Genomic DNA, 14,560 nt, shown 5'->3' on the forward strand with positions numbered 1-14,560 from the left:
GCCGCTTAAGCATCGAAGGCGCCCCATGGCCGTCGCCGAATCCCCGCCGCAGCCGAGCGCGCCGTCCGCGAAGGGCGAGGCGCCGTCGGGCCTGCACGTGGCGATCGTGATGGACGGCAACGGCCGCTGGGCCAAGCGGCGGGGCCTGCCGCGGACGCTGGGCCACCCGCAGGGCATGGAGGCGATCCGCCGCACGGTGAAGGCGGCGCCGAAGCTGGGGGTGCGCCGGCTGACGCTCTACGCCTTTTCCACCGAGAACTGGCGCCGGCCGGCGGGCGAGGTCTCGGAGGTCATGCGGCTCCTGAAGGCCTATGTGAACAGCGACCTCGACCAGCTGCAGCGGGAAGGGGTGAAGATCCGCATTCTGGGCCGGCGTGAAGGACTGGCGAGCGACATCGCCGAGATCGTCGAGCGGGCCGAGGCGCGCACGGCGCGCAACGACGCTTTCCACCTGCAGGTGGCGTTCAACTATGGCGCGCGGGCCGACATCGTCGATGCGGCCCGGGCGCTGATGGCGGCGGCGGCGCGGGGGGAGGTCGCGCCCGACAGCCTTACGGAGGCCGCGTTCGAGGCGCGGCTGTCCACCGGCGGGGCGCCGGCGCCGGATCTTGTGATCCGCACCAGCGGCGAGCGGCGGCTGTCGAATTTCCTGCTCTGGGAGTCGGCCTATTCCGAATTCGTGTTCCAGGACGTGCTCTGGCCCGATTATGGCGGCGAGCATCTCAAGGCGGCCATCGCCGAGTTCCAGACACGCGAACGGCGCTATGGGGGCGTCGTGGCGGGTGACGCTCTTGCCGCCAGGTAAGCGCTTCGACTGGGCCAACTTCGGCGTCCGCGTCCTCTCCGCCGTCGTCCTGGTGCCGGCGGTGCTGTTCGCCGTCTGGACGGGCGCGTGGCTGTTCCTGGTGATGATCGCCGTCGCCGTGGCCCTGCTGGCCATCGAGTGGGGCGGCATGACCGCGCCCGGCGCGCCGGCGCGGGTCTCGGCGGCGGTGACCGCCGCGGTGCTGGCCGGCGTGCTGATGGCCCACCAGGGCCATGTTCATCTCGCCTGGCTGGCGGCGGGGGCGGGCGCGCTGGCGGCGGCGGTGATCGCCCGCGGGGTCTCCGAGCGGCCGGCGGACGCGGCGCTGGGAGTGGTGTATATCGGCATCCCCTGCCTGTGCCTGGTCTGGCTGCAGGCCACGCACCAGGGTCCGTGGTGGACCATGATGCTCCTGGCCATCACCTGGTCGGCGGACATCGGGGCCTATGCTGTGGGCAATGCGCTCAAAGGGCCGAAACTCTGGCCGAGGATCTCGCCCAACAAGACCTGGTCGGGGTTCGCGGGCGGGCTGGCGACGGCGATGGCGGCCGGCGTGGCGGTGGTGTTCTTCTCGCCCTTCCAGCTGAACCTGGCGGCGGCGGCGCTGGTAGGCCTGCTGGGCGGGCTGGCGACCATGGGCGGCGATCTGTGGGAATCGGTCTTGAAGCGGCGGTTCGGGGTGAAGGATTCCGGCGACCTGATCCCCGGCCACGGCGGGTTGCTGGACAGGGTGGACGGACTGATGTTCGCGGTGGTGGTGGTGGCTGTGGCCCGGCTGGTGAACGCCCGCGGGTGGGGACATTGAGCACCCCCCGCCGGGTCAGCGTGCTGGGCTCGACGGGCTCGGTCGGGGTCTCGACGCTGGACCTGTTGGAGAAGGCCGGGGTCGAGGTGGAGGTGGCGGCGCTGGCCGCCGGTCGCAATGTTGCAAAGCTGGCTGAGCAGGCGCTGCGCTGGCGGCCGGGCCTGGCGGTGATCGGCGACGAGGCGGGGTTGCCGGAGCTGCGCGAGCGGCTGGCGGGCTCCGGCGTCGCGGCGGCGGGCGGGTGCTCGGCGCTGGCCGAGGCGGCGGCGGCCGACGCCCAGTGGGTGATGTCCGCCATCGTGGGTTTCGCGGGCCTGGGCCCCACCCTGGCCGCGGCGCGGTCGGGCGCGGTGGTGGCCCTGGCCAACAAGGAGAGCCTGGTCTGCGCCGGCCCGGCGCTGCTGCGGGCGGCGAAGCTGGCCGGCGGGGCGGTGATCCCGGTGGATTCCGAGCACTCGGCGATCTTCCAGGTGCTGGAGCCGCAGAACCTGGCGCAGGTTTCGCGCCTGATCCTCACCGCTTCGGGGGGGCCGTTCCGCACCTGGACCAAGGCCGCGATGGCCCAGGCGACGCCGGAACAGGCGGTGGCGCATCCGAACTGGAACATGGGCGCCAAGATTTCGGTGGATTCCGCCACCATGATGAACAAGGGCCTGGAGGTGATCGAGGCCGCCTACCTGTTCGCCATGCCGCCGGAGCGCATCGACATCCTGATCCATCCGCAATCGATCGTTCATAGCCTGGTGGAATACGCCGACGGCTCGACATTGGCCCAACTCAGCCCGCCTGACATGCGCGGTCCGATCGCCTGCGCCTTCGCCTGGCCGGACCGGCTGCCCTGGCCGGCGCCCAGGCTCGACCTGGTGAACTCGGGGCCACTGAGCTTCGAGGCGCCGGACCCGGAGCGGTTCCCGGCCCTGAATGTCGCCAAGGCGGCGCTGGCGGCGGGCGGCGGGACGCCGGCGGCGATGAACGGGGCCAACGAAGCGGCCGTGGCGGCCTTCCTTGACCGGCGCATCGGCTTTCTCGATATTGCCGCCGCGGTGACCGAGACCCTCGAGCGCATGGAGGCCGGGCGACTGTTCGCGACCTCGAACGATCCGCTGGAAAGCGCCCGGGAGAACGATGCGACTGCACGCCGCGTGGCGGGCGGGGTCATTGTCGGCCTAGGCCGATCCTGATGTACGGCAGGGAGTAGTCGGCCGATGCTCGGATTCGTCTCGACCGCGTTAACCTTCATCGTGCCCTTCCTGCTGGTGCTGACCCTGGTGGTGACCGTGCACGAGCTGGGGCACTTCCTGGCGGCGCGCAGCTTCGGGGTGGCGATCGACCGCTTCTCCATCGGCTTCGGCCGGCCGATCGTCTCCTGGCGCGACCGGCACGGCGTGGAATGGCGCATCGGCTGGATCCCGTTCGGCGGCTATGTGCGCTTCGCCGGCGACGAGAACGAGGCCAGCGTGCCCGACGTGGAGCACCTGGACGCCCTGCGCCGCGAGGTGATCCGGCGTGAGGGGCCGGGCGGGCTCTCGCGCTACTACCATTTCAAGCCGATCTGGCAGCGCGCCGTGGTGGCCGCGGCCGGGCCCTTCGCCAACTTCGTGCTGGCGGTGTTCCTGTTCGCGTTCCTGCTGTTCAGCGTGGGCGAGGTGATGTCGCCGCCCCGCGTCGCCTATGTGGAGCCGGGCAGTCCGGCGGCGGCGGTCGGGTTCCGGTCGGGCGACCTGGTGGTCAGGGCGGCCGGACATCGGATCGCGACCTTCGAGGAACTGAGCCAGACGATCGCCCTGCGCGGCGGCGCGTCGACCGATTTCCTGGTCAAGCGGGGCGGACGCGACGTCGCCCTGACCGCGACGCCCGCCTGGCGGGTTTCCGACGATCCGATCACCGGCTGGCGCCGGATGGGCTGGCTGGGCGTCGACGACGTAGCCCCCGCGCCCGCCAGGGTGTCGGCGGTCGAGCCGGGGAGTCCCGCGGCCCTGGCGGGATTTCGCCCCGGCGACCGGGTGCTCAAGGCCGCCGGCCAGGACGTCGGCGTCTTCGAGGACCTGACCCATATCGTCACCCCGCGCGGCGGCGCGCCGACGAGCTTCCTGATCGAGCGCGCCGGGGTGCAGCTCGAACTGATCGCGACGCCGGCCTGGAGGGCCGTGGACGATCCGGGCCCCGGCGCGCCGGCGCGCGTCGGCCGCCTTGGCCTCGCCAGCGTGCCGGTCGAACGGTCTCTGGTGCGGGTGCGGTACAATCCGGTGGAGGCGGTCGGCGGGGGCGTGCGGCGCACCTGGAACACCCTGACCACCACGGTCTACTACCTCGGGCGAATCGTCACCGGCCAGGTGGACGCCGGGCAGATCAGCGGGCCGCTGGGCATCGCCAAGGTCACCGGCAAGGTGGCGCAGATCAGCGCCGAGGGCGCGCCCAGCGTGGGGGCGATGCTGCTGGTCGTGGGCGTCAACCTGCTGCAGATGGCCGCCCTGATCTCGGTGAGCGTGGGCTTCATGAATCTGCTGCCGGTGCCGATCCTCGACGGCGGCCATCTGCTGTTCTACGCCTATGAGGCGGTCGCGCGCCGGCCGCTCGCCGCCAAGGTTCAGGCGGCGGGTTATCGCGTGGGCCTTGCGCTGGTGCTCGGATTGATGTTGTTCGCCACTTGGAACGATCTGCAGCAGCTGCCTGTGTCCAAACTCCTCGGCCACCTCCTCTCCTGAGCGCTGGCGCCTTTCCCGTGACGGCTTAAACCGATGCAAAGATCCCGCGCCCGCCGCGCCGCGTTCGTCTCCGGCCTTGCCTTGCTGCTGGGCTCGTCCGCCCTTGTGGCGCCCGGCCTGGCCCTGGCCCAGGCCGGGGCGCCGCCGGCGCCGCAACCGACCGCCCCGGCCTCCGAGACGCCGTCCGCGCCGCCCCAGACCGGGTTCGTGCAGCGTATCGTGGTGAAGGGGAACGAGCGGATCGAATCGGCCACGGTGATCTCCTACCTGCCGATCCAGGTCGGCGAGGCGGTGGACCCGGCCAAGATCGACCTTGGGCTGAAGGCCCTGTTCCGCACCGACCTGTTCTCCGACGTGTCGATCGAGCTGCAGGGCTCCGACCTCGTCGTCGCCGTGGTGGAGAACCCGATCATCAACCGGGTGATCTTCGAGGGAAACCACGGGCTGAAGGAAGAAAAGCTGCGCGACGAGGTGACGGTGCGTCCGCGCGGCATCTTCACCAAGTCGAAGGTGCAGACCGACGTCGGCCGGATCATCGAGCTCTACCGCCGCTCCGGCCGCATCTCGGCCACGGTGACGCCGCAGATCGTCGAGCTGCCGCAGAAGCGCGTCGACCTGGTGTTCAAGATCGACGAAGGCCCGAAGAGCGGCGTGCTGCGGGTCAACTTCGTCGGCAACAAGGGCTTCTCCGACAACGACCTGCGCGACGTGGTCGTGACCAAGCAGTCGAGCTGGTACAAATTCTTCACGAGCAACGCCAACTACGACCCCGACCGGCTGGAGTACGACAAGGAGCAGCTGCGCAAATACTATCGGAACCGGGGCTACTACGACTTTCGGGTGATCTCGGCGGTGGCCGAGCTGGCGCCCGACAAGAACGGATTCGTCGTCAACTACACTCTTGAGGAAGGGTTGAAGTACAAGTTCGGCAAGGTCGATGTCGAGACCGAACTGAAGAAGCTGAACAAGGATGTTCTGAAGCAGCTGGTGCCGATCCATTCCGGCGACGTCTACGAGGACGAGAAGATCGAGGCGTCTACCGACGCCCTGACGTTCGCGGCCGGCGCCGCAGGCTTTGCCTTCGTCGACGTGCGGCCGCGCTATACGCCCAACCGTGAAACCAAAACCGTCGACGTCATCTTCAACGTCAAGGAAGGCCCGCGGGTCTACATCGACCGCATCGACATCGTCGGCAACACCGCGACCCTGGACTATGTGATCCGGCGCGAAATGAACGTGGCCGAGGGCGACGCCTACAACCGCGCCCTGGTCGACCGCTCGAAGAACCAGATCAAGGGACTGGGCTTCTTCAAGGACGTGACCATCGACGAAACGCCGGGCTCGGCGCCCGACCGGACCGGCCTGCAGGTGAAGGTCGAGGAACAGCCGACGGGTGAGCTGTCGTTCAGCGCCGGCTACTCCTCCGTCGACCAGCTGGTGCTCGACCTGGGCGTCAGCCAGCGGAACTTCCGCGGCCGCGGCCAGAACGTGCGGGCGCGGGTGTCCGTGGGCTCGCTGCGGCAGCAGGTGGAGTTCTCGTTCACCGAGCCGCGCTACCTGGGCCGCGACCTTGCGGCCGGGGTCGATCTCTACGAGTACAAGTACGACCTGACCGACTATTCCGCCTACGCCACCAATTCGGTGGGCATGGGCCTGCGGCTGAACTTCCCGCTGACGCTCAATTCGCGGATGTCGACCAACTACACCCTGCGGCGCGACGAGGTGAAGATCGACTCCTCGCTCTGCGACCCGGCGGCGCCGATTATCTCGCTGTCGCTCTGCGCACAGCGCGGCCAGTTCCTGACCTCACTGGTGGGCTACGGCGTCCGCCTCGACCGGCGCAACGACCCGATCAATCCGACCCGCGGCTACTATGGCGAGTTCAGCCAGGACTTCGCCGGCCTCGGCGGCGACGTGAAGTACATCTCCAGCCGCCTGGGCGCAGGCTGGTATCACGGCTTTTCCAAGTCGATCATCCTCAGCGTCGTCGGCGAAGGCGGCTACATCGGCGGCTGGAGCGGCGACTCGGTGCGGATCAACGACCGCTTCTACAAGGGCGGCGAAACCTTCCGCGGCTTCGAGACCGCCGGCATCGGCCCGCGCGACACCAACCTCGGCCGCAGCGACTCCCTGGGCGGCAAGGCCTACGCCATCGGCACCGTGGAGCTGATGGTCCCGACCGGCCTGCCGGAGCAGTACGGGATCAAGGCCGCCGTATTTTCCGACTTCGGCACGCTGGGTCTGCTCGACAAGAGGGACAAGCTCAACGCCGCCGGCGTCCGCGATCCGCTGATCTACGACAATCTGGCGCTCCGAGCGTCCGCCGGCCTCAGCATCTTCTGGAAGTCGCCGATGGGCCCCATCCGCTTCGACTTCAGCCACGTTCTGGCTAAAGAAACCTACGACAAGACCGAAACCTTCAAATTCTCCACCTCAACGAGGTTCTAAATCTCATGACTTTCAAATCTCTGGCGGCGGCGACCTGCGTCGCGGCGTTGGCCGCAGCTGCAAGCACCAGCGCCTACGCCCAGGCGGCGGCTCCCGCGGCGGCGATCAAGCACGGCCCGCCGGTCCCCGGCGTCTGCATCCTGTCCGGCGACGCAATCGTGCAAGGCTCCGCGCTCGGCAAGTTCATCATGGGCCGTCTCAACGAGCTCAAGACCCAGGTGGAAGCGGAGCTCGGCGCCGAGAAGACCGCCATCGACAACGAAGCCAAGGCGTTGGACGCGCAACGCGCTACGCTGGACCAAGCGGCGTTCGAGAAGCGCGCGGGGGACCTCAACGCCCGCGCCAGCGTCTTCCAGCGGAAGGTCGAGCTGCGCTCGCGCGAGATGCAGCTGACCAGCGACAAGGCGCTGGGACGGCTGGACCGCGAGACCAAGCCGGTGCTCGATCAGGTCTACCAGCAGAAGCAGTGCTCGCTGCTGATCCAGGCCGGCGCGCTGCTGATGTTTAATCCGGCCATGGACGTGACGCCGCCGGTGATGGCGGGCCTGAACGCCAAGATCCAGCGGTTCGACATCAATCGCGAGCGCCTGGACCAGCAGCCGCCCGCGGCCGCCAAGTAGCGCAGGACGTCACGGGGTCAGGCCGCCGACATGACGCCCGATCCGCGATTTTACGACGCGCTCGGCCCGGTGAGCCTGGCCGAGCTGGCGCGCCTGACCGGGGCGGAGCTGTCCGCTCCGGAGGCGGGCGAACGTCAGGTGCTCGGGGTGGCGATCCTCAGCCGCGCCGGTCCTGACGCCGTGACCTTTCTGACCAACGCCCGGCTGCTGCCGGAGCTCGCCGCGGCGCGTCCGGGCGCCTGCTTCGTGTCCGCCGGCGAGGCCGCAGGCCTGCCCGACGGCTGCGTGGGCCTGGTCACCGGCCAACCGCAGGCGGCCTACGCCCAGGCGGCCGAGCGCCTGCACCGGCCCCGCCGCGTCGGGGAGGGCGGGACGCCGGCCGCGGTGGAGGAGGGCGCCGTCCTCGCGCCTGGCGTCGTGCTGGGCGCCGGCGCCCGGGTCGGCCGCGGCACGCTGATCGGCGCCAATGCGGTGATCGGTCCGGGGGTCGCCATCGGCCGCGACTGCGTGATCGGGGCCAACGTCACGCTCGGTTTCGCGCTGGTGGGCGACCGGGTGCGGATCCACGCCGGCGCGGCGGTGGGCGAACCGGGCTTCGGCGCGGCGGCGGGCGCGGGCGGCCTGGTGGACATGCCGCAGCTCGGGCGGGTCATCCTGCAGGACGGGGTGACGCTGGGCGCCAACAGCTGCGTCGACCGGGGCGCGTTCGAGGACACGGTGATCGGGGAGAACAGCAAGATCGACAATCTGGTCCATATCGCCCACAACGTGCGGGTCGGGCGCAATTGCGCCATGGCCGCCTTCACCGGCATTTCCGGCAGCGTCGTCATCGGCGACGGGGTGCAGTTCGGCGGCAAGGCCGGGGTGGCCGACCATGTCGTCATCGGCGACGGCGCGATCGTAGCGGCGGACGCCGCGGTGATGCGGGACATACCGGCCGGCGAGAAGTGGGGCGGCTCGCCAGCCCGGCCGTTCCGGCAGTGGATGCGGGAGACGGCCTGGCTCACCCGCGAGGCCGGCCGCCGCAAAGGGACGCAGGCATGAGCCGAAAGGCGCCGGTCAGCCAAGGCGAGACCGACATCGACATCACCGAGATCCTGAGGCGGATCCCGCACCGTTATCCCTTCCTGCTGGTGGACCGGGCCGAGGACTATCGGCCGAGCCAGTCCATCGTCGGGATAAAGTGCGTGACGGTGAACGAGCCGTTCTTCCAGGGCCACTTCCCGGACTATCCGGTGATGCCCGGCGTGCTGATCGTCGAGGCGCTCGCCCAGTCGGGCGCCGTCCTGATGTCGAAGTCGCTGGACGTGGACGTGCGCGGCAAGACCATCTTCTTCGTCTCGCTGGACAACTGCCGTTTCCGCCAGCCGGTGCGGCCGGGCAATGTGCTGCGGCTCTGCGTCGAGGTGCTGCGGGCCCGCGGCGACCTGTTCAAGTTCCGCGGCCGGGCGATGGTGGACGACAAGGTCGCCGCCGAGGCCGAGTTTGCCGCCATGGTCGTGGAAACCCCGTGAGCGCCAGCGTCCATCAGACCGCCGTCGTCGATCCGGCCGCCGAGCTGGCCGACGGCGTCGGCATCGGGCCGTACTGCACCGTGGGCCCGAACGTCCGCCTGGACGCCGACGTGCAACTGGTCTCCCACGTGGTGATCGCCGGACGCACCACGATCGGCCGCGAGTGCGTGGTGCATCCGTTCTGCAGCCTGGGCGGGGCGCCGCAGCACGTGGCCTACAAGGGCGAGGACACCGCGCTGGTGGTGGGCGAGCGCAACGTGATGCGCGAGCAGGTCTCCATGCACACCGGCACCGTCATGGGCGGCGGGGTGACCGAGGTAGGCTCCGACGGCCTGTTCATGATCGGCGCCCACGTCGCCCACGACTGCAAGGTGGGCGACCACGTGACCTTCGCCAACGGATCGACCCTGGCTGGCCACGTGGACGTCGGCGACTGGGTGTTCATGGGCGGGCTCTGCGCCGTGCACCAGTTCACCCGCATCGGCCGCCACGCCTTCGTCGGCGGCGGCGGCATCGTGACCAAGGACGTGATCCCCTATGGCCTGGTGTGGGGCAACCACGCCCACCTGGAGGGCCTGAACCTGGTGGGGCTGAAGCGGCGCGGCTTCGGCCGCGAAACCATCAACCACCTGCGCTCCGCCTACCGGCTGATGTTCGCCGACGAGGGCACCTTCCAGGAGCGGCTGGACGACGCGCTGGAAACCTATGGCGACTGCGCCGAGGTGGCCGAGATCATCGGCTTCATCCGCGCCGACGCCGGGCGGCCGCTCTGCCTGCCGGAGCGGGAGGTCTAGGGGTGCGCAAGCTGGGGCTCATCGCCGGGGCCGGCGGCCTGCCCGTGGAGATCGCCGAGCATTGCGAGCAGGCCGGCCGGCCGTTCTTCGTCATGCGGCTGCGGGGCTTCGCGGGACCGGAACTCGCCGACTATCCGGGCGAGGACGTGGGCATGGCTGAGCTCGGCCGCTGTTTCAGGACACTCCGGCGGGCCGGCTGCCAGACGGTCTGCATGGCCGGCGCAGTGGCGCGGCCCGACTTCGGCAAGCTGAAGCCCGACCTGCGCGGCCTGATCGCCCTGCCGGGCGCCGTCGCCGCCGCGCGACGCGGCGACGACGCGGTGCTGCGCTACATGGTGGGCGTCTTCGAGAAGGAAGGCTTCGCCGTCGAGGGCGCCCACGAGGTGATGGCGGACCTGACCCTGCCGGCCGGGCCGCTGGGCGGGCTGGACGCCAGCGCGGCGCAGCGGGCCGACATTGCCCGGGCGCTGGAGGTGGTGCGCGAGATCGGCCGGCTGGACATCGGCCAGGGGGCCGTGGTCTGCGACGGCCTGGTGCTGGCCGTGGAGGCGCAGGAGGGCACCGACGCCATGCTGGGCCGGGTGGCCGACCTGCCGGCGGCGGTGCGCGGCGCGCCGGGGGCGCCCAGGGGCGTGCTGGCCAAGGCGCCCAAGCCCGGCCAGGAGGAACGGGTGGACCTGCCGACCATCGGGCTCGGCACCATCCACGCCGTGGCGCGGGCGGGCCTGGCGGGGGTCGCCGGGGAGGCCGGCCGCCTTCTGGTGCTCGACCGCGAGCGGGTGATCGAGCTGGCCGACGAGCTGGGCGTGTTCATCGTCGGCGTGGAGCCGGCCGGCCCGTGAGCCGGCCGCTCTGCGTGATGCTCGTGGCCGCCGAGGCCTCGGGCGACGACCGTGGGGCCGGGCTCGCGCGGGCGCTGAAGCAGCGGCTGGGCGGCCGGGTGCGCTTCGTGGGCACGGGCGGGACGCAACTCGCCGGTGAGGGGCTGGCCAGCCCCTTCGACATGTCCGAGCTTTCCATCGTAGGGCTGTTCGAGGGCGTGCTGGCCTATCCGCGCATCCTGCGCCGGGTGGAGCAGACCGCCCGGATCGCGGCGCGGGAGAGGCCCGACGTCGCCGTGCTGATCGATTCCTGGGGCTTCACCATCCGGGTGGCCCGGCGGCTGCGCCAGCTGGCGCCCGGCCTGCCGCTGGTGAAGTACGTGGCGCCGCAGATCTGGGCCTGGCGGCCGGGGCGTGCGAAGGTGCTGGCCGCCGCCGTCGACCACGTGCTGTCGATCAATGCGCTGGACGCACCCTATTTCCAGCGCGCGGGCCTGCCCGCCACCTTCGTGGGAAACGCCACCCTGACGCTCGACCTCTCCGGGGCGGACCCGGCGCGTCTGCGGGCCGAGATCGGCGCAGGGCCCGACGACCCGCTCCTGCTGGTCCTGCCGGGCAGCCGGCCGGGCGAGATCAAGCGCGTGATGCCGGCCTTCGAGGATGCGGCCAGCCGCCTGAAGGCCGAGCGGCCGAATCTGCGCCTGGTGGTGGCCGCCGCGCCCACGGTGGCGGAGCGGGTCAAGGCCCGGGTCGCCGGCTGGCCGCACCGGGCGCATGTGATCGAGGGCGACCGGGCCAAGCTCGACGCCATGAAGGCCGCCACCGTGGCCCTGGCCTGCAGCGGCACGGTGACCACGGAGCTGGCGTTGGCCGGTTGCCCGATGGTGGTGGGCTACCGGCTGGGGCCGGTGAGCTACGCGATCCTGCGGCGCATCGTGCGCACGAAGCTCTATACCCTGATCAACATCACCGCGGGAAAAGCCGTCGCGCCGGAGCGGATCCAGGGCGAATGCACGGGACCGGTCCTGGCGGCTGACCTCGCGGCCCGGCTGGACGACCCGGGCTTGCGGGCGCGGCAGGTCGCGGCCCAGGATGCGGCCCTGGCCAGGATGGGACGTGGCGGCCCCGATCCCTCGGAAGCCGCCGCCGACGCCGTTCTCAGGATGGTGGCCGCGCGAACCTGAACCCGCCAAAATCCTCCCCGCAGGGGGAGCATCTTTCGATGCCGGAAGCGAAGGTCAGCCCCGCTTGTCGACCGGCACGAAGGCCCGGGGACCGGCGCCGGTGTAGATCTGCCGCGGGCGGCCGATCTTCTGCAGCGGGTCCTCGATCATTTCCTTCCACTGGGCGATCCAGCCGACGGTGCGGGCCACGGCGAACAGCACCGTGAACATCTCCGGCGGGAAGCCCAGGGCGCGCAGGGTGATGCCCGAGTAGAAGTCGACGTTCGGGTAGAGCTTGCGTTCGATGAAGTATTCGTCGCTGAGCGCGATCTTTTCCAGCTCCATGGCCACCTTGAGCAGCGGGTCGTCCTGGTGGCCGACCTCGGCCAGCACCTCGTGGCAGGTCTTCTGCATGACCTTCGCCCGGGGGTCGTAGTTCTTGTAGACCCGGTGGCCGAAGCCCATCAGGCGATATTTGCGGTCCTTCACGCCCTGGACGTACTCGGGGATGCGATCGACGCTGCCGATCTCGGCGAGCATGTTCAGCGCCTCCTCGTTGGCGCCGCCGTGCGCCGGGCCCCACAGGCAGGCGATGCCGGCCGCGATGCAGGCGAAGGGGTTGGCGCCGGAAGAGCCGGCCAGGCGCACCGTCGAGGTGGAGGCGTTCTGCTCGTGATCGGCGTGCAGGATGAAGATCCGGTCCATCGCGCGCGTCAGCACCGGGTTGGGCTTCCAGTCCTCGGCCGGCACCGAGAAGCACATCCGCAGGAAGTTCTCGGCGTAGGATTCGTCGTTGCGCGGGTGCACGAAGGGCTGGCCGCGGAAGTATTTGAAGGCGCGGGCCGCGATGGTCGGCATCTTGGCGATCAGCCGGTGCGACGAGATCATCCGCTGGGCCGGATCCTCGACGTTGGTCGAGTCGTGATAGAAGGCCGACAGGGCGCCCACCGCGCCCACCATCACCGCCATCGGGTGGGCGTCTCGCCGGAACCCCTGGAAGAAGCGGTCGAACTGCTCGTGCAGCATCGTGTGGTAGGTGATGTTGTGGTCGAACTCGGTGTACTGCGCCGCGGACGGCAGTTCGCCGTGCAGCAGCAGGTAGCAGACCTCCAAGAAGTTCGACTTTTCGGCCAGTTCGTCGATGGCGTAGCCGCGGTGCAGCAAAACGCCCTTGTCGCCGTCGATGAAGGTGATCTTGCTTTCGCAGCTCGCCGTGGAGGTGAAGCCGGGGTCGTAGGTGAAGACGTCCGCCTCGCCGTAAAGCTTGCGGATGTCGATCACCTCGGGCCCATCGGTGCCGCGCATGACAGGCAGTTCGACAGCCTTGTCGCCGATGGTGATTTTCGCCGTGTCGGCCATGCCGTCCCCTTCCGATAGGTCGCCTGAAGCGTGCTTTCGGCGAGCCTTATACCGCCTTAAGCGCCGCTTGAAAGAGCATCCTCAAGTCTGCCGAGGCTTTCAGGTTTTCCGAGGCTTACCAGGGCGCCGGCGAGGTCGGGCGCGGACGAACCGCCTGAAAGGACGGCGCGCAGGGCGGGGCCGATCTTCCCCAGGCCGACGCCTTCGGAATCCGCAAAGCTCCGCAGGGCGGCTTCCAGGGCCGCGGCCTGCCAATCGGCCTGGGCGGCGAGGACCTGGGACAGGCGCCGGAGGCGGCCGCGGGTCTCCTCGCCCAGGCCGGCGCGGGCCTTCTCGGGCAGTTCGAGCGGCCGCGTCTTGAGGGCGAAGAGGGTCATGTCCGCCAGCTCCAGCAGGGTCTTGGCCCCGTCGCGGACCAGCGGAATTGTGCGTTGCAAAATATCGGCTTCGTGGTTTTGCTGAGAAAAGTCGCGGCTGCGGTGGATGGCCGCCACCAGCCCGGCGAGCCGCCCGATGTCCGCCCGGCGGATGTAGTGGTTGTTGATGTGGTTGAGCTTGGCCCAGTCCAGGCGGGCCGGCGCGCTGACCACATCGACGATATCGAACCATTCGATGGCCTGTTCGTCGCCGAAGATCTCGTCGTCCCCGTGGCCCCAGCCCAGCCGGGCCAGGTAGTTGCGCATGGCCTCGGGCAGATAGCCCATGGCGTCGAACTCGCTCACCGCCTGGGCGCCGTGGCGCTTCGACAGCTTGGCGCCGTCGGGGCCGTGGATCAGCGGCAGGTGCGCCCAGACCGGCGTCTCCCAGCCCAGCGTCCGGTAGATCAGGGTCTGCCGGGCGGCGTTGTTCAGGTGGTCGTCGCCGCGGATCACGTGGGTGATCCCCATCTCGTGGTCGTCCACCACCACGGCCAGGTTGTAGGTCGGCGCCCCGTCGCTGCGCAGCAGGATCAGGTCGTCCAGTTCCTTGTTGCGGAAGGTGACCGGCCCCTTCACCTGGTCGTCGATCACCGTCTCGCCGTCCAGGGGGCCGCGGAAGCGCACGACGAAGGGCCGGTCCGCCGCCGGGTCGTTGGCGTCGCGCCAGGGGGAGCGGATCGCCCGGCCCTCGGCGCGGGCCTTCTCGCGCTCGGCGGCCAGTTCCTCGACGGTCATGTAGCAGCGGTAGGCGCCGCCGTTGGCCAGCAACGCCTCCACCGCGGCCCGGTGGCGGTCGACGCGGGCGGCCTGGAACACCGGCGGGGCGTCCGCCTCCAGTCCCAGCCACTTCAGGCCCTCGAAGATCACGCCGACGGCGGCCTCGGTGGAGCGTTCGCGGTCGGTGTCCTCGATGCGCAACAGGAACTTGCCGCCGGTGTGCTTTGCATACAACCAGTTGAACAGCGCCGTGCGCGCGGTGCCTATGTGCATCATGCCGGTCGGCGAGGGGGCGATACGGGTGACGACGGGGGAGGGCATTGACGGTCCGGTTTCGGCTGGAGGCGATCCCGCGCCGGGCTCGGGAAGCCGCGCCCGCGGGGCGGGGCT

The 14,560-nt window shown here is 70.1% G+C and carries 13 protein-coding genes; 11 read left to right on the forward strand and 2 right to left on the reverse strand.

The genetic code is table 11. The annotated features are described in order from the left end of the window. Positions 1–25 precede the first annotated feature (25 nt). The 11 genes from uppS to lpxB are packed head-to-tail and all read left to right on the forward strand — an operon-like array spanning position 26 to position 11,696. On the forward strand, positions 26–805 hold the full coding sequence (uppS, locus tag VGL30_RS11275) for a polyprenyl diphosphate synthase (protein WP_331539946.1): 780 nt from the start codon (positions 26–28) through the stop codon (positions 803–805). Then, positions 783–1,610, forward strand: a complete 828-nt coding sequence (locus tag VGL30_RS11280; protein ID WP_331539974.1) for a phosphatidate cytidylyltransferase — start codon at positions 783–785, stop codon at positions 1,608–1,610. Before uppS ends, VGL30_RS11280 begins: the two co-directional genes overlap by 23 nt. After that, positions 1,598–2,791 (forward strand): 1-deoxy-D-xylulose-5-phosphate reductoisomerase, encoded by a 1,194-nt coding sequence (gene dxr, locus VGL30_RS11285; RefSeq protein ID WP_331539948.1) that lies wholly within the window; start codon positions 1,598–1,600, stop codon positions 2,789–2,791. The genes VGL30_RS11280 and dxr overlap by 13 nt, the downstream gene beginning before the upstream one ends. Positions 2,792–2,815: 24 nt before the next feature. Further along, positions 2,816–4,315, forward strand: a complete 1,500-nt coding sequence (gene rseP / locus VGL30_RS11290) for an RIP metalloprotease RseP (protein ID WP_331539950.1) — start codon at positions 2,816–2,818, stop codon at positions 4,313–4,315. 33 nt (positions 4,316–4,348) lie between these two features. Continuing rightward, a complete protein-coding gene (gene bamA, locus VGL30_RS11295; protein ID WP_331539952.1) occupies positions 4,349–6,763 on the forward strand; it encodes an outer membrane protein assembly factor BamA in 2,415 nt (804 codons plus the stop codon). Positions 6,764–6,768: 5 nt separating this feature from the next. After that, a complete protein-coding gene (locus VGL30_RS11300) occupies positions 6,769–7,383 on the forward strand; it encodes an OmpH family outer membrane protein (protein WP_331539954.1) in 615 nt (204 codons plus the stop codon). 30 nt (positions 7,384–7,413) lie between these two features. Continuing rightward, complete coding sequence (gene lpxD / locus VGL30_RS11305; protein WP_331539956.1) at positions 7,414–8,427, forward strand: UDP-3-O-(3-hydroxymyristoyl)glucosamine N-acyltransferase; 1,014 nt, start codon at positions 7,414–7,416, stop codon at positions 8,425–8,427. Beyond that, positions 8,424–8,897 carry a 3-hydroxyacyl-ACP dehydratase FabZ gene (gene fabZ / locus VGL30_RS11310; RefSeq protein ID WP_331539958.1) on the forward strand — a complete coding sequence of 158 codons (474 nt, stop codon included), beginning with the start codon at positions 8,424–8,426 and terminating at the stop codon, positions 8,895–8,897. Before lpxD ends, fabZ begins: the two co-directional genes overlap by 4 nt. Further along, on the forward strand, positions 8,894–9,691 hold the full coding sequence (lpxA, locus tag VGL30_RS11315; protein WP_331539960.1) for an acyl-ACP--UDP-N-acetylglucosamine O-acyltransferase: 798 nt from the start codon (positions 8,894–8,896) through the stop codon (positions 9,689–9,691). The genes fabZ and lpxA overlap by 4 nt, the downstream gene beginning before the upstream one ends. 2 nt (positions 9,692–9,693) lie before the next feature. Further along, positions 9,694–10,533, forward strand: coding sequence for a UDP-2,3-diacylglucosamine diphosphatase (gene lpxI / locus VGL30_RS11320; RefSeq protein ID WP_331539962.1), 840 nt, complete (start codon positions 9,694–9,696; stop codon positions 10,531–10,533). Continuing rightward, entirely contained in the window at positions 10,530–11,696 is a 1,167-nt protein-coding gene (gene lpxB / locus VGL30_RS11325; protein WP_331539964.1) for a lipid-A-disaccharide synthase, read from the forward strand. The genes lpxI and lpxB overlap by 4 nt, the downstream gene beginning before the upstream one ends. A gap of 54 nt (positions 11,697–11,750) precedes the next feature. Here the strand turns inward: lpxB and gltA are convergent, their stop codons facing one another. Together gltA and gltX are read right to left on the reverse strand one after the other, a co-directional pair. Continuing rightward, positions 11,751–13,034, reverse strand: a complete 1,284-nt coding sequence (gene gltA, locus VGL30_RS11330) for a citrate synthase (protein ID WP_331539966.1) — start codon at positions 13,032–13,034, stop codon at positions 11,751–11,753. A gap of 56 nt (positions 13,035–13,090) precedes the next feature. After that, positions 13,091–14,491 (reverse strand): glutamate--tRNA ligase, encoded by a 1,401-nt coding sequence (gltX, locus tag VGL30_RS11335; RefSeq protein ID WP_331539968.1) that lies wholly within the window; start codon positions 14,489–14,491, stop codon positions 13,091–13,093. Positions 14,492–14,560: the final 69 nt, after the last annotated feature.

This window comes from Phenylobacterium sp., assembly GCF_036502675.1.
In the GTDB taxonomy this organism is placed as follows: Bacteria; Pseudomonadota; Alphaproteobacteria; order Caulobacterales; family Caulobacteraceae; genus Phenylobacterium.